Below are 26,601 nucleotides of genomic sequence, written 5' to 3' on the forward strand. Positions count from 1 at the left end.
GCATCAGATCCTCATCCGCCTCCGGCCACGGCATCCCCGTCACGAACGAGAAGAACCCCGCGATCTCAGGCGAAGGATTGATCGACACGACAACAGCACCTCACTCGTTGGCTCTCCTCCACGCCACCTGAGCACCCTCGGCCGGTGGAGGGACAGATGGGAGGACCTGGTCACCACCGAGTTCGGACGGCACGGCCGGGCCTTGCCAGGCTGAACGTTCGCCCTTCGAGTAGCGGTTCACCCGCACCGGGACGGTCGCTCACCGGCTCCTGCCGCCCGGTCAGCCCTGAAGGCGGCGCACCGTCTCGGCCAACCGATCGGCCAGCGGCCGGTTGCCGCGGGCCCGGACCAGCTCGGCGGCCTGGAGCAGATGGTCGCGGGCGGCTTCGGCTCGCCCCTGCCGAGCGAAGAACTCGCCCGCCAGTTGCAGCGCCCGGGCGAGCAGGTGGGCACCCTGGGCGGTTCGGCACAGGTCCACCACGTACATCCAGGCCCGCTCGGCCTCGACACTGAGGCCGAGCGCACCCAGGGCCTCGGCCTCGACCAGCAGGATGGAGAGGTACAGATTGGAGACGACGGCGGCTTCGTCGCCGAGCGTCTCCCGAGCCTCGCGCGCGCACTCCAGCGCAGCACCGGCCTCGCCCGCCCGGAGCCTGACCCTGGCTTCCAGCCACGCGCACTCGGCGTCGAGGCCGCGCGCGATGCCTGCGCTGCCTTCGGGGGTGCTCCGGTCGATGCGCCGGGCGGCGTCGCAGTCGGCCAGGGCCTGGTCCGTCAACCCGAGGCGCAGATTCAGCACGGCGGAGCCCAGCCGGGCACGGGTGCGGTGATACCAGTCGCCGAGTTCCTCCGCCGCCGCGACAGCGCGGTCGATGTGTGGGCGGGCTTCATCGGCCCGGCCGCTCTCGCTGAGTGCGAGCACCAGCGCGGTGCCGGCCACGGCCCGGCCGAGCGGCTGCCCGCTCCGCTCGGCGGCGCGCGCCCCGGCCTGGGCGCAGCGCAGCCAGTCCGTCAGCGGCGCCGCGCCGTAGTAGAGCGCCGTGCAGTTCACCGCGATGCCCCAGGCGCGGTCGTGGTCGCCGGTGTCGGCGGCGCGTTCGACGAGCGCTCGGATCGCGGGCTCCTCGGCCCGGAACCAGGCCAGTGCCCTGCGGCCGTCCACCATCCGGGGCAGGGTCGGCGGACTGTCGCCCGCGGGTGTCGCGACCCACTCGTGCGGCCCGGCGAGCAGTCCGGCGGCCTGTGCCGTGGCGGCGAGGTAGCCGTCGAGCAGGGCGCCGAACCGTTCGGCCTGTTCGCGGGGGCCGCAGGCCAGGGCGAGCAGTTCCTCGCAGTAGAGGCGGATCAGGTCGTGCCGGTCGTAGCGGCCGGGGCTCGTCTCGGTGACGAGGTAGTACGAGGCGAGCGCGCCCAGGGCACGGCGGGTCACCGCGAGCGAGCTGCCCAGCAGGGCGGCGGCGCTCGACGCGTCGACGGACTGCCCGGGGTGCAGCGCCAGCAGTGCCAGCAGCCGGGCGGCCTCCGGCGAGAGGGCGGCCACGGTGAGATCGAGTGCTGCGCCGACACCGGCGCCGCCGCCGGTGTCGAGGCGGCGCAGGCGGGTGGCCCGGTCGTCGAGTTCGGCGACGAGATCGGCCAACGCCCACCCGGGCCGGGCGGCGAGCCGGGCCCCGGCCACCCGCAGGGCCAGCGGAACGCTGCCGCAGAGGTCGATCAACCGGTCGGCTGCGGCAGACTCGGCGGCCACCCGGCTCTGGCCCAGCAGCCGGCCGAGCAGCCCGAGCGCCTCGTCACGGGGGAGCGTACCGACGGTGAGCAGTTCGGCGCCCTCGGCGACCGCCAGGTCCTGTAGGTCGTTGCGGCTGGTGACGACGACGGCGGAGCCGCTGCCGGCCGGGAGCAGCGGCCCGACGTTCTCGGTGTCGGCCGCGTTGTCGAGCACGACCAGCAGCCGCCGACCGGCGGTCTCCTCCCGGTAGCGCGCCGCGCGGCCCTCCAGGTCGTCGGCGATCTGACGCTCGGGCACGCCGAGGGCGACCAGGAAGCGCGCCAGCGCCTCCTCCGCGGGCACGCAGCCGCCGGCGTGGAAGCCGCGCAGGTCGATGAAGAGCTGACCGTCGGGGAAGCTGTCGGAGCGGGAGCGTGCCCATCGCACCACCGTCGCGCTCTTGCCGATTCCGGCCGGGCCCACGACGGCCGCGACGCCGATACGGTCGGGTCGGGCGCCGCAGACTCGGTCGAGCCAGTCGCACTCCTTGTCGCGCCCGACGAATCCGACCGGTTCGCGTGGCAGCAACCTGGGCACGAGGAACTCCGCCGGCTCGTCGGCGGGCCCTGCCCCGTCGGTCTCGCTCCGGCCGAGCACGGTGGCCAGTGCCTCGGCGAGGCCGGGGCCCGGCTCGATGCCGAACTCGCCTTCCAGCCGTTCCCGGGTGCGCTGGTAGACATCGAGGGCGTCGGCCTGGCGGCCCGCCTGGTGGAGGCAGAGCATCAGCAGGCGGACGGTCGGTTCGCGCAGATCCTGGGCGAGCGCGGCGGACTCCAGCAGCGGCACCATCGACTGGCCGTCCCCCCGGGCCAGTTCGTATGCGGCCCAGGCCTCGAGGGTCTGCGCACGGGCCTCCTCGAGCGGCGCGGCCAGCCGTTCGCGGGCTGTGTTGGCGGGCAGGTCGGCCAGCGCCGCTCCGCGCCACAGATGGAGTGCCTTCCGGTGGAGCTGCCCGGCTTCCGCTCCGGCACGTGCCGCCTGGTCGGTCAGTTCCACGAACTCCTGGGCGTCCACGGCGTCGGCGGGCCCGCGGAGCAGATAGCCGGCCGAGTGGGTCTCCAGAACCAGCTGCGAACCGTTCAAGCTCTTGCGCAGCGCGGCGACATGGCCTTGGACCACCGCCCGGAACTGCGCGGGCGGATCGCCCTCCCACAGCAGGGCGGCGAAGTCCTCCAGCGGGACGACCCGGCCCAGCCGCACGGCCAGCAGCGCCAGCACGGCCCTGCGCTTGGCACCGGCGAGTTCCACCAACCGGCCGTCGGTGTCCCGCAGTTCGACGCGGCCCAGCACCAGTACCCGCATCCGACCCGCTTCCCGCCGTCCGCCCGTCCCCGTCACCGACGCACTCGCGCGCCCGTGCACCCGCTCCGACCAGGCCTCAGGCTACTGGCCCCCGGCGAGTCCGGCCAGGGGCATCCAAAGTGACTCCGGCAGCCGCCGTCCGGGGTGCCGTCCGCCGGCGTGGCCCACACCGTCCGCACCTCCACCACCCCACGCCACCTCGTTCCGTGTCGGCAATCTCGACCCCGTTCTGATGGGGTATCGGCTCGCACCCGTCGCACATCACCGGTGCCGAGTCGACCGCCGAACCGCGATCACGAGAGCGACGAGGCCAAGACCCAGGAGCATGGCGCCGAGGATCATCGGCGCGAGGACAGAACGTCCCGAGCCGGCGAGCCGCTCCCGAGGAGACGAGCCCGCGAACGAGGTCGGCGCAGCCGGGAACGCGGGCGGCGCGACGGAGGTACTCGGGGCGGGCGACTGTGCGGACTCGGAGCCCGTGACCGATTCGACCGCCGAGGCTCCCGAACTCATGACCGCCGGCACCGGAGCAGGACTGTGGACGACGGTGCCGACCGGCAGCTCGTACCGGTCCGAGGCCGGCGTCATCGGGTCGGCGAACGTACCGGTGCCACCAGCGTGCTGGTGTACCGCAGGGCAGGCAGTCGTCGTGGTTCCGGGCGCGTCGTTGTCGGGGGAGGCGCAGAAGGTCACCACGAACGCCTCGGTGTGCCCGCCGGTCGCCGCGGCCGCCGCCCCCAGGGGCCGGACGAGCATCAGGGTCAGCCCGACGGCCACGAGGTGTCTGCGTCTCACGGTGGGTCTCCTGCGCATCTGATCGCGAACGGTCCGTCGCCACGCTTCACGGGTGAGCAGACGGCCGGGTTCAGCCGGGGGCGTCGTCCGGCCGAACGGTCACCCCGGCCCGCCCCATCACCGGTGCACCGCGCGATGGGGACGAGGCAGTCCGCGGTCCGCTCCGCTGCCTGGTCCGCCGACATCGGAGCCGCGGTCGGCATATTCGGCGTGGGCGGCAAGCTGGGCGCCCCTCAGCACCGTGGCGGGCACGCCAGGAGAGAGGGGCAGCCCCTGGGGGCGGCCCCTCTCTCGTGGTGGTCCGGGGTTCAGGGACCCCGGACCGCACCTGTCCTACATGCGAGACCCTCTGGGGAAGACGGCCTCACTCCCTTCAACGGCTCCGCCCCGCCCTCGGGTTCAGCGGGCCACCCACGGCCTGCTCCAGTACCTCGAACCACTGACCACCGCACGGTGCGCTACTGCGTCGGCTGGAGGATGACCGGTGCCGACGAGAGCGCCATCCCTCCCCGCCCTCGAAGCGATCCACGGCCCGCAGCCGGATGCGCTCGCAGGAGCGTCCGTCGCTCGGACCCGTCGTCGCCTCGAGCTGTCCAGGTCAGAGGCTCGTCCGACTTTCTGCCAACTGATCTGACGGCACCTCACCGTCGGGCTCCCACCGGTGGTTCCTCCCACTGGCAGCCGCCACCACTTCCGGAAGGCGCGCACGCCAACCGTTATCGAGATCGCGAAGTTGTTTGGCCAAGTTGGGCCGGAGTTCTTCCGGTGGACGACACCGGCCGGTATTCATGTCCCGTTCATGGCAGACCGCCATGGCATCCACCCTCACCAACGGGACGAGGTACCTCTCATGGCACTGCGTCGGAGCTCACTCGGCGGGCTGCTCGCCGCCCTCCCCCTGCTCGGCACGCTGGTCGTCGCCGCCCCCGCGCAGGCGGCGGGCAGCAGCGGCAACCTGATCGTCAACGGCGATGCCGAGAGCGGCGGTTACTGCACCACCGACTGGAGCGCGGCCTCCACCGTCCCCGGCTGGACGGTGCAGGCCGGCGCCGTGGACCAGATGTGCCACTCGACCGCCGCCTTCGGCCTGCCGGGCGACGGCAACGTCCCCGGCAAGGCGTTCTTCGGCCCCGGCAACTTCGGCGACGGCTCGATGTCGCAGATCGTCGACGTCTCGTCCGCGGCGACCGCCATCGACGGCGGTGGCGTGAGCTACAACCTCTCGGGCTGGCTGGGCGGTTGGACGGTCTACGGCGGGTACGTCGCGGTCGGCCTGCACTTCCGGGACGCGGGCGGCCACCCGCTCGGCGCGACCGCCAAGCTGCCGACGGTCTCCGCGACCGACCGGGGCCTGGCCACCAAGTTCCTGTCCCGCAGCACCGGCGGCGCCGTCCCGGCCGGGACCAGGTCGATCCAGGTCGAGGTGCAGTTCCTGTCCACCTCGAACGAGTCCGGCTACCTGGACAACCTCTCGCTGACCCTGAACACCCCGGTCGCCGCGCCCGCGCCGGTGACCCCGCCCGCCTCCCGCGTGCCCGGCTACGACCACGTCTTCGTCGTCATGATGGAGAACACCGACTACGCGCAGATCATGAACGACCCCGCGGACACCCCGTTCATCCACAGCCTGATGTCCCGGGGCGCCACCCTCACCGACGCGCGGGGCGTCTACCACCCGAGCGACGAGAACTACCTGGCGATCGCCGGCGGCGACACCTACACCAAGGGCGCCACGTACTGGCCCAACATCAACTCCCCGCAGCGCAACCTCGGCGACACCATCGAGGCGGCCGGCAAGAGCTGGAAGGCCTACGAGCAGGGCATGGGCACCCCCTGCAACACCACCAAGGCGTACGACAGCGAGTACATGCCCGACGACGCGCCGTTCATCAACTACACCGACATCAGCGGCAACCCGGCCCGCTGCGCGGCCCACCTCTTCGACACCACCCAGCTGACCACCGACCTGAAGTCGGCCGCCACCACCCCGAACTTCTCCTGGATCGCCGCCGACGACTACTACGACGGCGAGGCCTCCGGCAACGGCAGCGCCACCAGCCTGAAGGTCCAGGACGGCTGGCTGAACCAGACCCTCGCCCCGGTGCTGTCCTCCCCCGCGTGGACCCAGCAGCGCTCCCTGCTCCTGCTCACCTGGGACGAGAGCCAGAACGAGAGCTACAACCACGTCGCCACCGTCGTGGTCGGCTCCCAGGGCACCGTCCCCGCCGGCACCAGCAGCCCCCTGCACTACGACCACTACGGCATCGGCCGCACCATCGAGTCCGCGCTCGACCTCCCCGGCCTGACCGGCAACGACACCTACGCCACGCCGCTGAACGCCGCCTTCGCGCCGTCCACCGCCACCGTGCCGACGCTGACCGGCGACCTGAACGCGGTCACCGGCGGCGGCAACGTCACCCTCCGCTACGCCCTGCCCACCACCGCCCAGATCAGCGCCAAGAACTGGGTCGGCATCTACCCGGCCGGCGTCACCCCGGGCTCGCAGTCCTCCCTGGCCTGGGCCTACACCCCCAACCAGAGCGGCGCGGTCACCCTCCCCACCGGCAAGCTGACCAGCCCCGGCCGCTACGACGCCTACTACCTCGCCAACGACGGCTACACCCCCCTGGCCGGCCCGTTCACCCTGACCGTCGGCTGACCCGGAGCCCTTCCTGATCCGACGGCGCGTCAGACGCTCTCGGCGGCGACGGACGGGAGGAGCGGTCCCAGGGCACTGCGCCCGGGGTCACTCCTCCCGCCGCCAGAAGCGCCAGCGCCCCGGCTCAGGCGGGGGCCCGTCCTCCGCCAGATCGCGGGTCACGGCACGCAGCCGCGCCGCGAGCTGGCGGCCTCCCGGATGGCGCGCCAACTCTCCTTCGTATGAGCCGAGTTCCGGCTTCCGCAGGACCGCGAGCACCATCAGCCCCCGACTCACCAGCGCGTCGGCCGGCTGCTTCTGCAGGCTGAGCAGCAGGGCGGCGACATCGGCCGGGGTGCGCCGCAGGCAGTACGTGTCCACCAGCGGTTCGGCCGCCTCCGGTGGGATCCAGCCGGCGGTCAGGTACACCGCCAGCGGATCCACCAGCCGGGCGGGCGCCGCCACCATGGCGTCCGCCAGGTCCAGCACGGTCTTCCGGTGCCCGGCGTCCCACACCGCGGTGAGGTTCACAGGCGCGCCGCGGCCTTCGAGCACCGCCGTGGCCAACTCCTCGCGCAGGCCCGCCCGCTCGGGCCGGCCGGCCTCCTCCACCAGGTCGACGACGCGGCGCATCCGTCGCCGGTCGATCGCCGTGGACAGCACCAGCGGCAGCGCCGGCCTGCCCCGGCCGGACGCCGCGAGGTGCAGGATCTCCGCCAGCTCGGGCACCGGCCGGGCCAGCGCCAGCACCCCGCTGACCTCGGGCACCCGGTGGTGGATGTCGGCCACCACCGCCAGCATCACCGCCACGTCCTCCGGCGGGCGGAACATCGCCGCCGCCGCCCTGGCCGCGTAGGAGTGGGCTCCCCGCAACAGGTCGGGTGGCGTCCCGCCCGCACCGGCGGCCCGCAGGAACTCCGCCGCGTCGACCTCGACCCCGGACGCCACCAGGTCCTCGTACCAGTGCGCCGGGTCGGCCCCCGGCCCGCTCTCGACGAGCGTGGTCAGTCGGGCCGCGTCCCCGTACCAGCCCCGAGCCAGCATCAGTTCCCACAGCGACACCACCTTCGCCGAGCGGGCGATCCCGGTGAGCGCCAGTTCCCGCGGGCGCAGGTCGGCGCCGGCGGCCACCAGCGCCGCCACCACCTCGAGTTCCTGCCCGTCGACCACCGCGGCCAGCAGCGGCACCGGCTCCGACTGCCGGGTGTCGGCCAGTGCCGGTGCGAGTTCCGTCAGCAGGTCGGCCAGCGCCACCGGGGTCCGGTTCCACGGCGCCGCCCTGAGCAGCGTGGTCGCCAACTCGCTCTGGCCCTGTGCGGCCAGACTGACCATCAGCTTCCGCGAACGGTCCCAGGTCACCGTCACCGCGTACGCCAGCAGGAAGGCGGCCTGCGCGCGCGGCTCCTCCCGCAGGCTCGCCACGATCCGCGCGACCTGGTCGTTCGGTCGTTCCGCGGCGATCCGGGACACCGCGGCGAAGTCGGCCACGTGGGTGAGCCTCCGGTGCAGGTAGAGCAGCAGCGCGCCCAGGTCCTCCACCGACTCGCGCCGCGCCACCTGCTCCAGGATCCGCGCCGCGTCCACCGTGCCGTCGTCCGCCCGAAGTTCGACCAGGACCCGTTGCAGCGCCGGGAACCGGCGCGGCGGCACTCCCCCGAAGGCCGTCAGGAGGTACGCCACGTGCGCGGGCCGCTGGGAGAGTCGAGCGGCCTTGAACAGCGCGGCGGCGTGGGTCCAGACCGCAGGGGCCAGCACGGGTCCGACCGTGCCCCCGGTCGCGAGCAGCTCGAGGAGGGTGCCCGCCTCGCTGACCTGGCGGGCCGCCAGGAAGGCACGAAGCAGCAGCGTGGGGTCCAGCGGCGCCGCGAGCCACTGGTCACGGCTGACGCCGATCTGGACGTCGTGGTCGCCCCACCAGGAGTCGACGGCCAGCAGCAGGTCGGCGAAGGCCGGTACGCCTCGCTGCCCGGCGTGCCGCTGCAGCAGCGCGTGGCCCTCCCGGGCGGTCTCCCGGTACCCCTCGGGGTCCGCGATGGCCTCGGGGACGGGACCGATGCGGTGGTGCCCGAGCGTCTCGGCGAGCCGCACCACGTCCGAGCCCGAGGCGTCCTGGGCGAACCGGACGAGCAGGCGCCGGCCCAGGTCCGGGTATCGGGAGGTCAGCAGGCCCAGCGCGAGCTCGGCCGCCTTCTCCGGTCCGCGGGTCGTGCCGGCGTACTGCACCAGCTCCGTGGCCCGTGCGGGATGGCCGTGGTCCGCCAGCCACAGGACCACGCGCAGGTGGTCCGAGCCCGGTCCGGACTCGGCGAGCTGCCGCATCATCAGGTCGGCGGCATCGCCCTGACGGGCGAACAGCTCGCCGAGCACCTCGGTCCGCGCCTCCCCGCGATGAGCGGGAATCGCCGCATGGGCCATCGCCGGCCCGTACGCGGCCTGCAGTTCCGGGTGGCCGGGCATCGCGATGAGCGTGGCCAGGTCCTCAGCGGGGTGCGGCAGTGCGCCGATCCGTTCGACCAGTCCCGGACGGTCCTCCTCACGCGCGGTCGCCAGGAGGATCAGCAGCTCGGCGGCCGGGCGCCGCCAGAGCACGGCGCCGCGCAGGATTTCGGCCAGCGAGAGAAGTTGACGCCCCCTCAGGTCGGCGACCAGGTCGGCGACGCGTTCCGGGGCGAGGGTGTCGGCCAGCCGCTCGACGGCCGCGTCCAGCAGGGCGCCCTGCCCGGCCTCCTGGAGGAAGGCGCCCATCTCCGGCACGTCGGCCCCCGCCAGCGCGGCGAGCAGGCTCCCGGCCTGCTCCGCCTGCCCGCCCGCGTACAGCGCCGCCGCGAGCCGGGCCGCTTCCACGGGCCGGAACGAGGTCAGGCCGAACGCCACGAGCTCGCCCGCCTCGGCGGTCTCGCCCAGCTCCAGCAGCTGCCCCACCAGGGCCTCCAGGCGCACCGCTTCGAGTCCGGCGCAGACCAGCCTGGCCGCCTGCACCTGCTCCGGACCGGCCCCTTCCCGCAACGCGATCAGCAGCGCGGGCAGGTCGTTCCGCTGCCGGACCGCCGCACCCAGCACCGACGCCACGAACGCCCCCGGGTCGTCCGGCCCGCGCAACGCCGCCCAGCGGACCAGCCGGTCCAGTGCGCCGGTGGCCAGCGCGCCGACCACGCCGGTGCGACCGGCCGCACCGTCCTCGGGCAGGGAGCGCAGCAGGAAGTCGATCTCCTCGGCGGCGCAGTCCCGCGCGGCCTCCGCGAGCAGCCGCTCGGCCTCCGCGTGCAGGCCGGCCGCAACGAGCGCGGCCAGCAGGTCGGGCAGCTCCTCCACCGTTCGAGGCCCGGAGAGTGCGAGCTCGACCGTCTCGGCCCGCCCGGCCTCCCGCAACCCCCTTATGCTTTGCGCTAGTTGATGAGCCGGCAGCCGCAGCAGCCCGTCCAGCGCGACCGCCCGCAACCGGTGGCCGGGCTCTCCGACGGCGGCGTCGAGCGCCGCGAACAGCTCCTCGGCCGCGCGCAGTTGCACCGCCGCCACCACCAACTGCTCGCCGGCCGACCGCTGGCCGCGGTCCCACAGCAGACCGGCCAGCTCCACCAACCCGTCGACCGGACGGGCGCGGGCCGCGGCCGCCCACATCACCTCGACGACCTCCGGCCGCAGTTGCAGGCCCAGCTCCACCAGGTCGCCGGCCGGGCCGACGGCGGCGAACTGGGCGAGGCGCTCGGTGCGCCCGTAGCCCAGGACGTCCAGCAGCGCCGCGGCCAGCAGCTCGCGCGGATCGCTCGGCGCGGGCGGGGCCGCCAAGTCCGGCGCCATCGACCGGACCTCACCGACCGCGGCGGTCAACTCCGCCACCGGTGGCGGTGGTTCGATCAGCAGCGGGCCCGCCACCTGGAACGCGGTCTGGTCGACGTCGGTGAGCACGCGGATGCGCTGGGGCGGGCCCGGCTTGGCGTGGTCGCGGTGGAGGCGGTCGATGCGGTCCTGGGTGGCGATGCGGAGCTGTTCGAGGTCGAGCGGGGCGGGGTGTTCGGCGAGGACGTCGCGGACCGCGCGGGAGAACAGGCTGAACGAGCCCTCGGGGGAGGAGCGGCGCGCGCCGACGAAGAGCGCGACCTGGCCCGGCGAGCAGGCGTACAGGTGGGCGACCTTGCGGCCGGCGACCGCGAGGGCCTTGCCGCTGGCCCAGCCGACGGCGCCCATGGTGTCCTGCTGGACGCCCTCGCGGCAGGCGTCGATCAGGAAGAGCACCTGCGCGGCGCGGGTGTTCTCCACCTCCTGGCGCCAGTCGATGGCGACGCAGCCGCGCCACAGCGGGGTCACGGCGGGGTGCAGGTCCTCGGGGATCAGGTAGTCGTGGCCGTTGGCGTGCAGGCCGTGGCCGGTCAGGCAGATCAGCAGACTGTCGCCGCTCCGGGCCTGCCGCAGGAAGTCGCTGACCTCGCCGTTGACGAAGTTGGCGCTGACCTGCCCGCGCGGACGCGGCGTCACCACCCGCACACCGCGCGCCGTGAGCGCCTCGCCGAGGCGCTCGAGGTCGCCCCGGACGAACGGCAGCGGGGTGATGCCGCGCTGTTCGTAGTCGCTGGCGCCGATCAGCAGCGCCGCGAAACCCGCCACCGGGCGGTCTCAGCGACCGAAGACGAAGGTGATCCCCCGGGTGCCCTGCACCTGGCCGGTGCCGACCAGTTGGATCCCGCCGGCGGCCGACACCTCGAAGCTGAGCTGCACTTCCTTCAGCGGCAGCGGTCCGCCCTTCTCGGCGATCCGCTCGAACAGCTCCTGCAACGCACCGACCGTCTCGTCCAGGTTCCTGCGCAGCGGACCGAGCGGCACCCGGCGCAGCACCGCCTCCCGGCCGCGGCCGAAGACGCCCATGGTCTCCGCACCGCCCTCGCCGTCTGGCTCCTCGCCGTCGGTGACCCAGAACACCAGCGAGTCCAGCTCCGCACGCCCCGGCTCGTCCACCACTGCTCCCCCGCCCCGTGCGACGGTCGTTCCGTCGTCAGCAGAGAGGATAATCATCGGCGGCCCCGAGCCGAAGTCGATCACCGTGATTCCTCGGGCGGTTGACGTACCGTCAGCTACTCGGCCTCGCGAGGCGGTAGAGCACGCCGCGCTGGAGGGGTCCGGGCGGGACGGTCGGGTCGAGGAAGTCGTCGGCCGGGTCGTACGTCATGCCGAGCCGCTCCATCACCGCGCGGGAGCGGAGGTTGTCCTGCACGGTGACCGCGAGGATCTCCGGCAGGCCCAACTCCTCGAAGCCGTACCGCAGGACGGCGCGTGCCGCCTCGGTGGCGTAGCCGTGGCCCCAGGCGGCGCGCTTGAGCCGCCAGCCGATCTCCACCCCGTCGAACGGCATCTCCTCATCGACCGGGTCGAGCCCGGCGAAGCCCAGGAACTCCCCGCCGTCGACCGCCTCCACCGCCCACCAGCCCCAGCCCCGTTCCCCCAACTCCCTTTGAAACCCCGCCATCGACGCCACCGCCTGCTCCCCCGTCAGCACCGGCCCGAGATGCCGCCGCACCTCCGGATCGGCGTTCATCGCCGCCCACGGCTCCAGGTCGTCCTCCCGCCACTGCCTCAACCGCAGCCGCGCGGTGGTCAGTTCGACCGCAGCGCTCATGCGACCCCACCTCCCAGCACGTCCGCCGTCAGCGCGTCCGCGGCGTCCAGGAGGGCGGCGAGGGCGGTCGGGTCGGTGGCGGCGGGGGTGAAGAGGCACTGCGCGCGGTGGGCGAAGTCCGGTGGGGCACAGGAGAGTCGGGCGGTGGCGGTGATGGCGCCCTTCTCGTTGATCAGCCAGCGGCCGGCTCGGCCGTGCAGGGCGTGGGCGAGCAGGCCGACGGTGCGGAACAGGCAGCCGGACACGTAGGCGGCGTCGCCGCGCTTCGCGCCCTTGCGGGCGTTCGCCAGCAGGAAGGGAGCCTCCCAGGCGGCGTCGGCTTCCAGGCGGGCGGCCAACGCGGGTGGGAAGGGGGCGAGTTCGGCTTGCAGGAGGGTCAGTTCGGTGTCGGTGTCGGCGAGCACCCGGCCGAGCGCGAGTTCGCCGACGTAGGCGTAGGACGGCACCCCGTACGGGTGCCCGGGCTGCACGCCGGTCTCGTAGCGGCCGGCCCGGGCCTCGGCGGCGTAGTGGCGGACCCGGGCGAGGTCGCGGTAGATCCAGTCGACGCGGGCGCCGGCGATCTCCAGCCAGGCCCCGCCGTCCACCCACGGACCCCAGCCGCCGGGTTCGGCGACCTCGACGGGGGCACCGCAGAGCTCGGCGGCCAGCCGGCGCAGCGCCTCGGTGTCGAGCGTGCCCGGCCGGTAGTAGAGGCCCAGGTCGTAGTCGGACCCGGGCGCCGCCGCGCCCCGCGCGCGGCTGCCGCCGAGGCAGACGCCCACCACACCGCGGACCCGCACCAGCCGCGCGGCGATCCGCCGCAGCTCGCCGTCGGCCAGCTCGCCGCCCGTGGCAGCAGCGGCGTCCGCCCCACCGGTCGTTCGTGAAGTGCTCATCGCCAGCCACCCTGCCGGACCCGCCCCCGCCCCGCCAGGCAATTTCCCCGCGGCGCGCGGACGGGTGCGCGGCGGGAGCGCCGACCCGCTCCTGCCGCGCACCCGTGGTACGGACCGGTGTCAGCCGGTCGTGCAGGCCACCCCGTTCAGGGTGAAGCCGGTGGCGGCCGCGGCGTTGCCGGTGTGGTTGGCCTGGAAGCCGAAGCTCGCGGTGCCGCCGGGGGCGATGGCCGCGTTGTAGCTCAGGTTGGTGGCGGTGACCTGCCCGGAGGCCGGAGCGATGGTCGCGTTCCAGGAGTTGGTGACGGCCTGTCCGCCGGGCAGGGTGAACGTCAGCGCCCAGCCGTTCACCGCGGTGGAGCCGGTGTTGGTGACGGTGAGGTTCTCGGTCAGCCCGGTGTTCCAGCCGTTCACCACCGCGCTCACCTTGCACCCGGCCCCACCGGACGGCGAGGACGAAGGCGAGGAAGAGAGTGACGACGAGGGCGAGGGCGACGCGGAGGAGGACGGCGAGCCGGAGGGCGACGGGCTGGCGCTGACCGAGCCGCCGAGCGCGGTGGCCACGGCGTTGTACGCGGGCTTCGGCTGGTAGTTGTCGTCGTACATGGTGGCCGCGCCGTAGCCGGAGAAGAAGCCGGGGATCCACGAGTCGGGGTCGCCGACGGCCCACTGGGAGACGCCGACGCAGCCGGTGACGGCCAGGCAGGCGTTGAAGACGTTGGCGTAGTCGGTGGCCTGCTGGGCGAGGTTGGCGGAGCTGGCGGGGACGGGCATCCGGTCGTCGAGCTCGGTGACGGCGACGTTCACGCCCAGCGCGGTGAAGCGCTGCATGTTGGCCTTCAGGCTGCTGGGGACCTGACCGGTGATGAAGTGGCTCTCGAAGCCGACCCCGTCGATCGGCACGCCCTGCGACTTGAGCGAGGAGACCAGCTGGTACATGGCGTCGCTCTTCGCGCCCAGGCCCTCGATGTTGTAGTCGTTCAGGTAGAGCTTGGCGTTCGGGTCGGCGGCGTGCGCGGTGCGCAGCGCGTCCGCGATGAAGCCGACGCCCATCGCGTTGGTGAACGGGCTGGACCGCAGCGAACCGTCTTCGTTGAAGGGCTCGTTGACGACGTCCCAGGAGTAGACCTGGCCCTTGTAGTGGGTGGCCTCGGTGGTGACGTGGTCCTCCATCGCGGCCTGGACCTGGGCGGCGGGCAGGTTGGAGACCCAGGACGGGAGCTGGCTGTGCCAGACCAGGGTGTGGCCGCGGACCCGCATGCTGTGGGCCTTGGCGAAGGAGACGATCTGGTCGCCGGGGCCGAAGTTGAAGTTGTTGTCGGAGGCCTCGGTGGTGTCCCACTTCATCTCGTTGGTGGGGGTGACCATGTCGAACTGGGTGCCGGCGAGGCCGGCGACGGTGGAGTTGGAGAGGTTGGACACGGCGAGGGCGGTGCCGACGTACCGGCTCTTGGCCTCGGCGAGGTCACGCAGGGTGGGCCCGGCCGCGGTGGCCGAGCTGCCGACGGCGGCGGCCAGCAGGCCGCCGGCCGCGGCGAGGGCCAGCGCGGCGAGGGCGCGGCGGCCGGGGCGGGGCGTCTCGCGGCGCTCGGGCCGCCGTTCCGGTCCGGGGCGGCGCACTGCTGCAGCCATGGGTTCGTCCTTCCGGGGGTGGGTGGGATCCGGAACGTACGGTCCCCGCTCCGGCCCCGGCAACGGACCCCGCACGGCACCCGGCGGACCGTCGGACGGCCCGGATTCGACACCGGTTCGACGGTGCTTCGACGCCCCCGCCCCGACCTGCGGCGCAGCGGGCGGACGCGCAGCGGCCGCGGCCCCGTCAGGCGGGGTCGCGGCCGCTGCGACTGCCGTGCGCGGAGCGAAAGTTACAGCACGTCGGCGAGCTCCTTGCCCATGCAGACGCTGCTCTCGTAGTCCTTGTAGTAGCCGAACTTCCGGATCGGCAGGTACCCCTCGGAGTCGTACAGCGCGATCGCCTCGGGCTGCTGGTCGCCGGTCTCCAGCACCAGGCGGGTGCGGCCGGCGCTCACCGCGGTCCGCTCCAGGTGGCGCAGCACGGCGCGGGCGTAGCCCTTGCCGCGGGCGGCGGGCACCACGTACATCCGCTTCAGCTCGGCGTCGCCCGCGCGCAGTCCGTCGGCGTCGGACTCCTTGGCCCGCCAGCCGCCGCAGGCCACCGGCCGGCCGTCCAGGTAGCCGACCACGAACAGCCCGGCGGGCGGGTCGAAGTGGTCGGTGGCCATGACGGTCAGGTCGCCCTCGCCGTAGCGGCGGACGTACTCCTGCTGGACCTCGGCGGCGAGTTGCTGGGCGTCGGGGTGTCCGAAGCCGGTGGTGCGGATCTCCATGGGTACCTAGGGTACGAGCCGGGTTCAGGCTCCCGCGGCGGGGGCGGTGAGCTTGGCGATCAGCTCGTGCTTGCCGAACATCCGGGCCGCGTCGAGGGCGGACGGGACGCCGCCGTGCGGGTCGGCGCCGGCCGCGAGCAGGGCGTCGACGATCTCCACCGAGCCCTTGAAGACGGCGCCGGCCAGCGGGGTCTGGCCGCGGTCGTTGGCCCGGTTGGGGTCGGCGCCGCGCTCCAGCAGCACGGAGACCGCGGCGGCCTGCTGGTTGTAGGCGGCGAGCATCAGCAGGGAGTCGCCGCCCTCGTTGGAGAGGTTGGCCGGGGCGCCGCCGTCCAGGTAGGCGGCGAGCAGCTGGGCGTCGCCCGCGCGGGCGGCGTCGAACAGCTTGCCGGCCAGGGCGATCACCTCGGCGTCGGGCTGGCCTGCGGTGGACGGGGTGGACTCGGTCATGGCGTGCTGCCTCTCAGTTCGGGGCCCCGCGGGGGCTTCCGGCGTCGTGGTCGTGCCAATCGAGAACGCTATCGGACGCCACCCGAGTGTGGTTCCAGACGGCCGTTCGAGCGAAAACCGAGCACGCCGGGAGGAGTGGCGCCCGGCGTGGGGACGCCTGAGTGCGCCGGGTCCGGCCCGCTGGACGTATACCGCCGATCCGGTCGGTCCGGACAGATCCACCCGTTTGCCGCACCGCATCAGCCGTTACTTCTTGTCACGATAAAGAGACTTTCCGTCACACTGTCCCCGCCCCTCGTGAGGAGCATCCCGTGATTCTCTCCATCTCCGGCATCGTTCTGTTCGGCGTCATCGCCTTCCTGTTCTTCCGCCGGGACGGGCTGAAGATCTCCCACGCCCTGGTGTGTGCGCTGTTCGGGTTCTACGTCGCGGGCTCCTCGATCGCGCCGAGCATCCAGGCGGGCGGTGCGAGCCTGGCCAGTCTGATCGGCGGCCTGAAGTTCTGACGGGCCCAGCTCTTCCCGGCCCGGGCGCGGATCCCACCGCCCGGGCCTTTCGCCACATCCGGCCCCGGCCGGCCGTCCCCCCGTCCCACCCGTCCTCGGAGCCCCCCATGCCCCTCAACCGCCACCTCACCCGGGGCCGCGACCTCGCCCGCACCGCCGGCGACCACGCCGCCGACATGTTCGCCCCGCTCGCGCTGATCGGGCGCGGCCTGCGCCGCCACGCCGACTGGGCGAAGGCCCGCTGGGCGGCCACCCCGAAGGAGCGGCGCGGCCCGACGCTGCTGGTCGCCGTGGCCGTGCTGGTCGGCGTCTTCCTGCTGCCGCACGGCCCGCTGCTGGCGGTCGTCGCGCTGGTCGCCTCCGCCGCCTGGGTCGGCCGCAGTCCCAGGGCGCCGCGCACGCCCGAGCCGGACGTCGCGGACGTGAAGCTGACCGCGCTGTACGCCGCGCTCACCCCGTACCTCGGCGGGCTGGACGACGTCTGCCCGATGTACAGCCTGGACGGCAGCTACAAGCAGGCGTTCGGCAGCTGGGAGTTCGACGCGGACGGCAAGCTCGCCGCGCTGGAGCTGGCCTACCCGCCGTACTTCACGGACACCGAGCCGGCCGCCCGGGCCCGGATCGAGCAGGTGGTGCAGGGCAAGGCGGGCCGCACCCGGGAGTACCGCTTCGACTGGGACGAGGAGTCCAACCGGCTGCGGGTGACGGCGCTGGCACCGCTGCCCGCCGACATCGTCGCGCAGCGCTTCGTCACCGCGCCGGGCGAGATCGTCCTCGGCTTCACCGACGGCTCGGGCAGCCACCGCAGCATTCCGATCAGCCAGGACGGGCTGGTCACCGAGCAGCAGCCGCCGGTGGTCTGGCGGGTCGGGCCGCGTTCCGCCGAGCCGCACCTGCTGGCGCTCGGCGCGGCCGGGTTCGGCACCTCCACGCTGCTGCGCTCGATCGCGCTGCAGGCGCTGCCGCACGGCGACCTGGTGGTGGTGGACGGCGCGGGCACCGGCGAGCACGCCTGCCTGGTCAACCGCCCGGGCGTGCACACCGTGGAGACCAGCCTGCACGGGGCGCTGGCCGCGCTGGAGTGGGTGGCGCAGGAGACCGAGCGCCGGCTGGTCGCGCTGAACGCGGCCCGCCACCACGGGGTGGCCGCGCCGGAGGACGTCACCCGTCCGCTGTGGATCCTGCTGGACCACCCGACCGAGCTGTCCGAACTGGCCCACGCCGAGGGCCGCACCGACCCGCAGGAGCTGCTGGAGGTCCCGCTGCGCCATGGCCGGGCGGCGCGGGTCACGGTGGTCTTCGTCGACGACCTGGAGGCCCGCGACCGGATCTCTCCCACCGTGCGCACCTGCACCCGCGCCCGGGTGGTGCTCGGCCCGGTGACCGCCGACTCCGGCTCCGCCGCACTCGGCGTGGCCCTGGACATCGCGCCCGCCGCGCAGACCCCGCCCGGCCGCGGCTACGCCCGGATCGGCACCGCCGCCCCGGTCCGCGTCCAGGTCCCGGTCACCGTCGACCCGCTGGACGAGGAGGCCCCCGCCCGGCTGCGCGACGCGGTGATCGCCCTGCTCCCGCACCGCGACACCCGCACCGAGGCGGCCGCGCCCGACCCGGTGCCGGCCGAGGTGGTGGTCGAGCCGGTCGGGGTGGACCTGTCGGTGGAGCTGTCCAAGGACGGCGCGCCGGGGCAGCCCCGTCCGGTGTGGTGAAGCAACCCGGGAAAGGTGCCGCCGTGTCGCTTCCCTGTTCCGGTCAGAGTGTGTACAAAATGTGACACGCCGGGTGATATCACCGCTCAGATGTGACAAATCGGGCGACCATGGGTACAAACAGGGGCGGCACGACAGGCGACGCATGTCCCGGGACGGGAATCTTCGTCGAAGGCCGAACGTTGGACCCACCGACGAAGACAGCGACCACTAGTCCTGTGGGCAAGAAGCCCGGGAGGCACGATTCATGAGCGAGCGAGCTCTCCGCGGCACGCGACTCGGGGCGACGAGCTACGAGACCGACCGCGGTATTGATCTGGCGCCGCGCCAGACCGTCGAATACGCATGTCAGAACGGACACCGCTTCGAGGTCCCGTTCTCCGTGGAAGCGGAGATCCCCTCGGTGTGGGAGTGCCGGTTCTGTGGCCAGGAGGCCATGCTCCTCGACGGCGAGGAGCCGGAGGAGAAGAAGACCAAGCCCACCCGCACCCACTGGGACATGCTGATGGAGCGTCGGACCCGCGAGGAGCTGGAGGAGGTGCTGGCCGAACGGCTGGCCGTGCTCCGCTCGGGCGGCATGAACCTCGCCGTCCACCCGCGCGACTCGCGCAAGTCCGCGTAGCAGGTCCCCGAGAAGCGCGAACACAGCAAGCGCGAACACCGCACCACTGCCGAAGGGCCCCGGATTCCGGGGCCCTTCGGCTTTCCCACGTCTCAGACCTTTCCCACGTCTCAGGCGGCGAGACTCACGGGGTGATCGGCGGGCGGTAGGCGGTGTCCGGGCCCTGCGGGCCGGTCGGCGGGTCGACGACCTCGCCCTGGATGACCTTGCCGTCCGGGCGGTGGATGCGCAGCTGCTCCTGCAGGCGCGCGGCGTCGGCGAAGGTGTCGGTGCCGAGCGGGGCGGTGGAGCGCAGCGCGGCGCCGGTGACCCGGCGGCCGAGGGTGCGCCACAGCGCGCGGGTCGGCGGCAGCAGGAAGGTCACCGCCACCAGGTCGGACAGGAAGCCCGGCAGGATCAGCAGCAGGCCGCCCAGCACCGTCATGCTGGTGCCGGTCTGCGGCTGCGCGGACTGCGGGTCGCGGGACTGCTCGACCGCGGCGCGGAAGGCGCGCGCCCCGGCCCGCTTGATCACCGCGCCGCCGAGGAACACCCCGGCGAGCAGCAGCACCAGCGTCAGGAACCAGCCGATCGCGCCGGCCACCACCGTGACCAGCCAGATCTCCAGCACCACCCAGGCGGCGATCAGCAGCGGCATGATCCTGGCGAGCCGCCCGCGGCGCGCCGGACGGGACGGGGTTGCTTGCTGGGTCACGGTACGAATCCACTCCATCGCGGTGCCGCTCTTCCGCACCGGCCGGAGTCTCCGGCCGCGTCTACGGCGCCACCGTGGACAACGTGTCGGCGTCCTGCGGTGTTCCGACCGCGCGGCGCCGCCGTACCCCGGCCGCCACCGCGACGCCGCAGGCCAGCAGCCCGCCGAGGGCCAGCACCCACTCCGGGACCGCGCCCACCCGGTCGGCCACCGTGGTGCCGTCGCGCAGCGGGACCACCGCGTTCAGCACCTCCTGGTCGAGCTCCTGACTGCGCATCACCACCGAGCCGTCCGGCGTGATCACCGCGCTGACGCCGCTGGTCGCCGCGATCAGCACCGCGCGGCCGTGCTCCACCGCCCGCAGCCGGGACATCGCCAGCTGCTGCTCGGTCTGCCCGGTCCTGGCGTAGGTGGCGTTGTTGGTCTGCACGACCAGCACCCGCCCGCCCTGGTTGACGGTGTCGCGGACGATCTCGTCGTACGCCACCTCGAAGCAGATCACGTCGCCGATCCTGGCCGGGCCGAGCTGCATCACGCCGCTGCCCTTGCCGGGGTAGAAGTCCCGGGCGACCCGCTGCAGGCGGGTGATCACCTGGGACAGCTCGGAGCGGAACGGCACGTACTCGCCGAACGGCACCGGGTGCTGCTTGGTGTACGAGTCGCCGGGGCCGGTCACCGGGTCCCAGACGATGCCCTCGTTCTGCACGTGCTGCGCGTCGGGGCCGTCCACCAGCGCGCCGACCAGGGTCGGCACGCCGACCGACTGCACGGCCTCGTCGATCCGGGCCCGCGCGGCGGGGTCGGTGAACGGGTCGAGGTCGGAGGCGTTCTCCGGCCAGATCACCACGTCCGGCTTGGCGACCTTGCCGGCCGCGATGTCCGCGGCGAGCTGCTCGGTGGCGGAGGCGTGGTTGTTGAGCACCTCCATCGGGCGGCCCAGGAAGTCCATGCCGGGGCGGTCCACGTTGCCCTGGACGATCGACACCTTCACGGTGTCGGCCGCCCCGGTCGGCACCGGCACCAGGTAGCCGACCAGCACCAGCGCGACCGCGCCGAGCGAGCCGAACGCCGCCGCGCGCACCGGCGGCACGGTGGCCGTCCTACGAGCCGAACGCAGGCGCAGCGCCGCCCAGGCGAGCAGGGTGCCGGTCAGGGCCACCGCGAAGGTCACCAGCGGGGCGCCGCCGAGCGCCGCCAGCGGCGTGTACGGGCTGGCCGTGTTGGCGAACGCCAGCCGGCCCCACGGGAACCCGCCGAACGGCAGCCGGTCGCGCGCCCACTCCTGGGTCACCCAGAGCATCGCGCCCCACAGCGGCCAGCCCTTGAGCCTCGAGGTCAGCGCCAGCCCGGCGCCCATCAGCGCCACGAAGCCCGCCTCGATCACCGACAGGCCGACCGTGCCGTCCCAGCCGATCACCCGCAGCCACGACAGCAGCACCACGAAGAACGGCACCCCGAACGCGAAGCCCAGCCACGCCCCGTGCCGGGCCCGCCGCCCCCGGGTCAGCAGCGCGAGCCCCGCCACCCCGACGATCGACAACGGCCACAGGTCGTACGGCGGGAACGCCAGCGCCATGGCCAGCCCGCTCCCCGCGGCGAGCCCCGTCCGGACCCACCACCCCCGGGCCCCCGGGCGCTCCTGCGAAACGGGCAGTGCCACCTGCGCACGACCTCTCTACCTCGGACGACGTCCACCGAGGATAAGCCAAACGGGGGACTGCCCCTCGCGCACCCCGCAGGGCCCCGGGTGGTGCGTCCTAGGGACGCGTGTACACCGTCTCGCCGCGGACCACCGTGCACAGACAGGTGGGGAGGGGCTCGCCGGGGGTGAGGTCGGGGAGGCCGGGGGTGCCGGAGCGGGGGTCGGTGGACCAGCCGGCGATGCGGGTGTCGGGGGCCTGGACGACCAGGTCGCTGGTGGCCCAGATCGCGTAGGAGGCGACGGCGCCGGGGACCAGCACGCCGTCCTGGTCGTGGCCGAGGGCGCGCCAGCCGCCGCGGGTGTGGGCGGTGAAGGCGGCGCGGACCGAGATCCGGTGCTCGGGGGTGCGGTGGAAGGCGGCGGCCCGCACCGTGCCCCACGGGTCGAGCGGGGTGACGGGGGCGTCGGAGCCGAAGGCCAGCGGGATGCCGGCCCGCAGCATCGCCGCGAACGGGTTCAGCGCCGCGGCCCGCTCCGCGCCGAGCCGCTCGGCGTACATGCCGGACGGTCCGCCCCACGCGGCGTCGAACGCGGGCTGGACGGAGGCGGTGAGGCCGAGTTCGGCGAACGCGGCGACGGTCTCGTAGGAGAGCGCCTCGGCGTGCTCGACGCGGTGCCGCAGGGCCTTCACCCGGGCCGCGCCGAGCCGCGTCCCGGCCTCCCGGACGCCCTCGAGGACCGCGGTGATCGCGGCGTCGCCGATGGCGTGGAACCCGGCCTGCAGGCCCGCCTCGGTGCAGGCGGTGACGTGGTCGGCGATCTGAGCGGCCGTCAGGTAGGCGGTGCCGGTGTGCGGGGCGTCGGCGTACGCGTCGTGCAGGCAGGCGGTGTGCGAGCCGAGGGCGCCGTCGGCGAACAGGTCGCCGCCGGCGCCGACCGCGCCGAGCCGCTTGGCGGTGTCGACGGCGCCGAGCTCGCCCCAGTAGCCGTACACCTCGGGGCCGGGGGTCCGGGCGGCGAGGTCGAGCAGGGCGGTGAGGTCGTCCTCGGAGGAGATGTCCGGGCCGGCGCACTCGTGCAGCGCGCCGATGCCGAGTTCGGCGGCCCGCCGCAGGGTGGCGAGTTGCGCGGTGCGGCGCTGCTCGGGGGTGAGGTGGGCCAGCGCGGCGCGGCGGACGGCGTGGTGGGCGTCGCGGGTGAGCGGGCCGTCGGCGTCGAAGCCGGGCGCGGCGGTCAGCGCCGGGACCAGGGCGCGCAGCGCGGTGGTGGCGAGCGCGGAGTGCACGTCGGTGCGCGAGAGGTAGAGCGCGGCGCCGCCGGCCGCGGCGTCGAGTTCGGCGAGCGAGGGGGCGCGGCGCTCGGGCCAGCGGGTCTCGTCCCAGCCGTGGCCGATCAGCACGCCGCCGGGGTAGTCGGCGGTGAACCGGCCGATCCGGTGCAGGGCCTCGGCGAGCGTGGGGGTGCCGGTGAGGTCGAGGCCGGTGAGCGCCAGGCCGGTGGCGGTGGCGTGCACGTGGGCGTCGACGAAGGCGGGGGTGACCAGCGCGCCGTCCAGCTCGACGATCTCGTCGGCGGTGTCGGCGTACGCCTCGGCGGCTCCGTCGCTGCCCACCCAGGCGATGTGCTCGCCCTCGACCAGCATGGCGGTGGCGAACGGGTCGGCGGGGCTGTAGACGTTTCCGCCGCGCAGCAGCACGGTCCGGACGGTGCGTTCGGTCATGGCGACCAGTCTCGCACTCCGGACAGCGGGGTCAGAGCTTCGGGGGGCGCGCCTCGTACGGGGTGGAGAGGACGACCGTGGTGCGGGTGGAGACGCCGGCGGCGGTACGGATCCGGGCCAGCAGGTCCTCCAGGTCGCCGGGGCCGGGGACCCGGACCTTGAGGATGTAGTTCTCGTCGCCGGCGACGCTGTGGCAGGCCTCGATCTCGGGCAGGCCCTCCAGGCGCTCGGGGGTGTCGTCGGGGGCGCTGGGGTCGAAGGGCTTGACCGAGATGAACGCGGTGAGCGCCAGGTTGACCGCTTCGGGGTCGACGATCGCGGTGTAGCCGCGGATCACGCCGCGCTGCTCGAGCCTGCGCACCCGCTGGTGCACGGCCGAGGTGGACAGGCCGGTGGCCTTGCCCAGGTCGGTGTAGCTCATCCGTCCGTCCTGCAGCAGCAGCTGGACGATGCGCTGGTCGAGTTCCTCCACAAGGCGTCAACCTACTCGATGCGGCGGGGGCTGTGCAGACAGCTCACGGGGGGCGCATTCGGGGGGCACATGCCAACGGAATGTGGCCAAGGACACAGACGATGCATCATCGTGCGCCGGAGTGCAGGGTTATGACCCCCCGTCACAGGGAAGTGCTGGTGGTGGCCCGGACTAACGAGAGACTCCGGCCCGATCCGAGGGGGATCCGATGCCTTCCACCGACCAGCGTCCCGACGTCGAGGACGAACGCAGCGCGCCCGAGCCCGCCTTCGGGGCGGACCCGGGCGCGGCCGACACCTGGGACATCGTCCGGGTGCACTGCCCGGAGTGCGACCGCCCGATCGCCCTGATCGGGGACGAGGAGAGCCTCCCCCAGCACGCGGTGCTGCCCTCCGCGTGGCACCCCTTCTCCCCCGCCATCTGCCGGGGCACCGGCGCGCCCACCGCGGACCTGCCCGAGTGCGAGGAGCACGAGGCGCAGGACGGCTTCGAGTCGCTGGTGGCGCTGCCCACCGCGCTGGACTGGCGCACCCAGCCGTTCTCGCACGCCGGGGCCCACCGCGCGGTGCGGGCGTTCCTGCCCGTGCAGCGCGACCGCCGCGCGGCCTGAGTCCGACGTCTCGGCGAGGGCGCCGCACCGCCGGTGCCCTCCGGGATCACCCACGGCTCTACTGAACCGGTTCATGCCAACCCGTAGGCTGGCCGGTATGAGCACCCCCGACGCCTTCCCCGACCTGCCCGCGCTCGCCGCCGGGCTGCGCGCGCTGCCGTCCTCGCTCGGGCCGGTGCGACTGGTCGCGGTGGACGGGCACGCCGGGTCGGGGAAGACCACCTTCGCCGAACGGCTGGCCGCCGAGCTGGGCGGCGCCCCCGTGGTGCACCTGGACGACCTGGCCACGCACGCCGAGCCGTTCGGCTGGGTGGAGCGGCTGCGCGCCCAGCTGCTGGACCCGCTGGCCCGCGGCGAGACCGCCCGGCACGGCGTCTACGACTGGACCCGGCGGCGCTTCGCGGACACCCGCGCGGTGCCGCCGGCCCCGGTGGTGCTGCTGGAGGGCGTGGGCGCGGGCCGCCGGGCGGTCCGGCCGCACCTGGCCGCGCTGCTGTGGATGGAGCTGGACCAGGCGGCCGCGCAGGCCCGCGGGGAGCGCCGGGACGGGCCGGAACTGGCCGAGTTCTGGGCGGGCTGGGTACGCGCCGAGCGGGCGCACTTCGCCGCCGACCCGAGCCGTCCGTACGCCGCGCTGCGGGTCGACGGGGTCACCGGCCGAATCGCCGGGAGCACCCTGAGTGAACCGGTAGAACCCGCCTTGACCTGCGACGTCGTGAGGATCTAAGTTCTGCGTGTCGCGGAGATTAGTTGATTCCGCAACCACAGACACGGCGTCTCCGGCTTGTTCCCCCGTGAGCCGGAGGCGCCGTTCTCCCTTCTCCGGCACCCTCCGCCGCGCCAACACCCGGCTGTCTCTCGCCATTTGAACGGTGCGGCACCCTTCCGGATCTCCGCTGCGCCGGTACCATGCCACGCAGGCGCGTATGCGTCCCGAGGTCTGGCGGGGGGCGTCAGTGACGGTGGAGAGTTCCGGCGGCAAGGGGCCCGCCGAGGCGGGGCCCGAGCCGGAGGCCGACCGCGCCTGGACGCGCGCCATGGACGCCTACGCGGCCGGCTCGTACGCCCGCGCGGAGGAGGAGTTCCGGGCCGCGGTGCAGCTGGACCCGGGCATGGCCGACGCCTGGCTGGGCCTGCACGCGCTGCGCAGCGACACCGCGGGCGCGCTGCTGGCGATGCAGCGGCACCGCGACCGGTTCGGCGAGCAGCGCGACCGGCACCGGCGGCCGCTCAGCTCCTGGTACTGGCTGGGCTGGTGGGTGCAGCCGGTGCTGGAGACCGAGCACGACCTGGCCCTGGCGCACGCCTCGCACTGGCTGGACGGCCGCCACCTCGCCGAGCTCGACCAGGCGCTCACCGACTGCCCGCCGCCCGAGCGGGACCCCGCGGTGCGCTTCCTGCACGCCTGCCGCGCCTACCTGCTGAAGGACTGGGAGCAGCTGATCCGGGACACCGACCGGCTGCTGGACGACCCGGTGCTGGGCATCGAGGCCGGCCTGTTCGCCGGGATGGCCCGGGTCCGCCTCGACATGTGCGCGCAGGCGCAGCGCCCGCTGGCCGCCTCGCTGGCCCGCTGCCGGTCCGAGCAGCCGCAGCGCAAGGAGCTGCGCTACTGGCTGGGCCGGGCGTACGAGGGGGCCGGGCGCAGCGCGGCGGCGCTGCCGCTGTACCGGGCGGTGCACCGGGCCGACCCGTCGTTCATGGACACCGCGCAGCGGCTCGCCGCCATCGCCACCGAGGACGGGCTGCTGGAGAGCGGCGACTACCAGCCGCTCGACCTCGCCGAGCCGGAGCAGCTCGCGGCGGCCGAGCCGGAGGGCGGCGAGCCGGAGCGGGCCCAGCCGGCCGGGGAGCCGCGCGGCGGCCAGCTCGCCGAACGGGTCACCGAGGCCCCGCAGTTACCCCAGCGGTTGGGCAACTGGCCCGCGGCGGCGGCAATTCCGCCCGCCGGGCCGAACCCGCGGCCGGCCGCCCGGATGGAGCTGGACCAGGCGCTGGCCGAACTGGAGGCGATGGTCGGCCTGGACCCGGTGAAGCGTCAGGTCCGGGCGCTGTCCGCACAGTTGCGGATGGCGCGGCTGCGCGCCGACCGCGGCCTGCCGGTGCAGCCGCCGAAGCGGCACTTCGTCTTCTCCGGGCCCTCCGGGACCGGCAAGACCACCGTGGCGCGGATCCTCGGCCGGGTCTTCCACGCCCTCGGCCTGCTCTCCGGCGACCACCTGGTGGAGGCTCAGCGTGCCGACCTGGTGGGCGAGTTCCTCGGCCAGACCGCGGTGAAGGCGAACGAGCTGATCGACTCGGCGCTGGACGGGGTGCTGTTCATAGACGAGGCCTACTCGCTGGCCAACTCCGGCTACAGCAAGGGCGACGCGTACGGCGACGAGGCGCTGCAGGTGCTGCTGAAGCGGGCCGAGGACAACCGGGACCGGCTGGTGGTGATCCTGGCCGGCTACCCGGAGGGGATGAACCGGCTGCTGGCCGCCAACCCGGGCCTGAACTCGCGGTTCACCACCCGGGTCGACTTCCCGTCCTACCGTCCCGCCGAACTCGCGGACATCGGCGCGCAGTTGGCGCTCGCCGACGGCGACGCCTGGGACGTCGACGCGGCCGAGGAGCTGGCCTCGATCTGCGGCCACGTGGTCGGCGAGGGCTGGATCGACGAGCTCGGCAACGGCCGGTTCATCCGCACCCTGTACGAGAAGTCCTGCGCCTACCGGGACTTGCGCCTCTCCGGCCAGCTCTCCGTCCCCACCCGGGACGATCTCGCCACACTCCGGCTGCCGGATCTCCTCCAGGCGTACGGCGAACTGATCGACGGCCGTCAGTGACGGGGACTAAG

The 26,601-nt window shown here is 73.9% G+C and carries 20 protein-coding genes; 7 read left to right on the top strand and 13 right to left on the bottom strand.

Annotated elements, in window-relative coordinates:
* Positions 1–280: 280 nt before the first annotated feature.
* The gene (locus ACWD4U_RS18520) at positions 281–3,070 is read right to left on the bottom strand and encodes an AfsR/SARP family transcriptional regulator (RefSeq protein WP_363461126.1); all 2,790 of its coding nucleotides are present in this window, start codon (positions 3,068–3,070) and stop codon (positions 281–283) included.
* A gap of 261 nt (positions 3,071–3,331) precedes the next feature.
* Positions 3,332–3,847, bottom strand: coding sequence for a hypothetical protein (locus ACWD4U_RS18525; RefSeq protein ID WP_363461128.1), 516 nt, complete (start codon positions 3,845–3,847; stop codon positions 3,332–3,334).
* Between the two features lie 868 nt (positions 3,848–4,715).
* On the opposite strand from ACWD4U_RS18525, the gene ACWD4U_RS18530 reads away from it, so the two are divergent.
* Positions 4,716–6,524: an alkaline phosphatase family protein gene (locus ACWD4U_RS18530; protein ID WP_363461130.1), complete on the top strand. Its 1,809-nt coding sequence runs from the start codon at positions 4,716–4,718 to the stop codon at positions 6,522–6,524.
* An 87-nt stretch (positions 6,525–6,611) separates the two neighbouring features.
* Here ACWD4U_RS18530 and ACWD4U_RS18535 read toward each other — a convergent pair whose 3' ends face one another.
* The 7 genes from ACWD4U_RS18535 to ACWD4U_RS18565 form a co-directional block, all read right to left on the bottom strand.
* Complete coding sequence (locus tag ACWD4U_RS18535) at positions 6,612–11,105, bottom strand: caspase family protein (RefSeq protein ID WP_363461132.1); 4,494 nt, start codon at positions 11,103–11,105, stop codon at positions 6,612–6,614.
* Between the two features lie 9 nt (positions 11,106–11,114).
* Positions 11,115–11,453 (bottom strand): Pepco domain-containing protein, encoded by a 339-nt coding sequence (locus ACWD4U_RS18540; protein WP_363461134.1) that lies wholly within the window; start codon positions 11,451–11,453, stop codon positions 11,115–11,117.
* Between the two features lie 112 nt (positions 11,454–11,565).
* Positions 11,566–12,111, bottom strand: a complete 546-nt coding sequence (locus tag ACWD4U_RS18545) for a GNAT family N-acetyltransferase (RefSeq protein WP_363461136.1) — start codon at positions 12,109–12,111, stop codon at positions 11,566–11,568.
* Complete coding sequence (locus ACWD4U_RS18550; RefSeq protein WP_363461138.1) at positions 12,108–12,989, bottom strand: nucleotidyltransferase domain-containing protein; 882 nt, start codon at positions 12,987–12,989, stop codon at positions 12,108–12,110. The genes ACWD4U_RS18545 and ACWD4U_RS18550 overlap by 4 nt, the downstream gene beginning before the upstream one ends.
* Positions 12,990–13,109: 120 nt before the next feature.
* Complete coding sequence (locus ACWD4U_RS18555; protein WP_363461140.1) at positions 13,110–14,621, bottom strand: endo-1,4-beta-xylanase; 1,512 nt, start codon at positions 14,619–14,621, stop codon at positions 13,110–13,112.
* A gap of 233 nt (positions 14,622–14,854) precedes the next feature.
* Positions 14,855–15,337, bottom strand: a complete 483-nt coding sequence (locus ACWD4U_RS18560) for a GNAT family N-acetyltransferase (protein WP_363461142.1) — start codon at positions 15,335–15,337, stop codon at positions 14,855–14,857.
* A 24-nt stretch (positions 15,338–15,361) separates the two neighbouring features.
* Complete coding sequence (locus ACWD4U_RS18565) at positions 15,362–15,787, bottom strand: ankyrin repeat domain-containing protein (protein WP_363461144.1); 426 nt, start codon at positions 15,785–15,787, stop codon at positions 15,362–15,364.
* Positions 15,788–16,098: 311 nt separating this feature from the next.
* On the opposite strand from ACWD4U_RS18565, the gene ACWD4U_RS18570 reads away from it, so the two are divergent.
* The 3 genes from ACWD4U_RS18570 (at position 16,099) to ACWD4U_RS18580 (ending at position 18,624) form a co-directional block, all read left to right on the top strand.
* Positions 16,099–16,293 (top strand): hypothetical protein, encoded by a 195-nt coding sequence (locus tag ACWD4U_RS18570; protein ID WP_014134294.1) that lies wholly within the window; start codon positions 16,099–16,101, stop codon positions 16,291–16,293.
* Positions 16,294–16,400: 107 nt separating this feature from the next.
* Positions 16,401–18,002: a hypothetical protein gene (locus ACWD4U_RS18575; RefSeq protein ID WP_363461147.1), complete on the top strand. Its 1,602-nt coding sequence runs from the start codon at positions 16,401–16,403 to the stop codon at positions 18,000–18,002.
* Between the two features lie 247 nt (positions 18,003–18,249).
* A complete protein-coding gene (locus tag ACWD4U_RS18580) occupies positions 18,250–18,624 on the top strand; it encodes an RNA polymerase-binding protein RbpA (RefSeq protein ID WP_100887323.1) in 375 nt (124 codons plus the stop codon).
* Positions 18,625–18,748: 124 nt separating this feature from the next.
* Here ACWD4U_RS18580 and fxsA read toward each other — a convergent pair whose 3' ends face one another.
* The 4 genes from fxsA to ACWD4U_RS18600 form a co-directional block, all read right to left on the bottom strand.
* Positions 18,749–19,318 (bottom strand): FxsA family membrane protein, encoded by a 570-nt coding sequence (gene fxsA, locus ACWD4U_RS18585; protein ID WP_363461149.1) that lies wholly within the window; start codon positions 19,316–19,318, stop codon positions 18,749–18,751.
* A 61-nt stretch (positions 19,319–19,379) separates the two neighbouring features.
* Positions 19,380–20,978 (bottom strand): apolipoprotein N-acyltransferase, encoded by a 1,599-nt coding sequence (gene lnt / locus ACWD4U_RS18590; RefSeq protein ID WP_363461151.1) that lies wholly within the window; start codon positions 20,976–20,978, stop codon positions 19,380–19,382.
* A 97-nt stretch (positions 20,979–21,075) separates the two neighbouring features.
* Positions 21,076–22,680, bottom strand: a complete 1,605-nt coding sequence (locus ACWD4U_RS18595) for an amidohydrolase (RefSeq protein WP_363461153.1) — start codon at positions 22,678–22,680, stop codon at positions 21,076–21,078.
* A gap of 31 nt (positions 22,681–22,711) precedes the next feature.
* Positions 22,712–23,152: an Lrp/AsnC family transcriptional regulator gene (locus ACWD4U_RS18600; protein WP_363461155.1), complete on the bottom strand. Its 441-nt coding sequence runs from the start codon at positions 23,150–23,152 to the stop codon at positions 22,712–22,714.
* A 208-nt stretch (positions 23,153–23,360) separates the two neighbouring features.
* Between ACWD4U_RS18600 and ACWD4U_RS18605 the strand changes: the two genes are divergently transcribed.
* From ACWD4U_RS18605 to ACWD4U_RS18615, 3 genes are all read left to right on the top strand, one after another.
* A complete protein-coding gene (locus tag ACWD4U_RS18605) occupies positions 23,361–23,762 on the top strand; it encodes a hypothetical protein (RefSeq protein ID WP_363461157.1) in 402 nt (133 codons plus the stop codon).
* Between the two features lie 97 nt (positions 23,763–23,859).
* Positions 23,860–24,489, top strand: a complete 630-nt coding sequence (locus tag ACWD4U_RS18610) for a uridine kinase family protein (protein WP_363461159.1) — start codon at positions 23,860–23,862, stop codon at positions 24,487–24,489.
* 310 nt (positions 24,490–24,799) lie between these two features.
* On the top strand, positions 24,800–26,590 hold the full coding sequence (locus ACWD4U_RS18615; protein ID WP_363461163.1) for an AAA family ATPase: 1,791 nt from the start codon (positions 24,800–24,802) through the stop codon (positions 26,588–26,590).
* Positions 26,591–26,601 lie beyond the last annotated feature (11 nt).

Source organism: Kitasatospora sp. NPDC002522, from assembly GCF_053595195.1.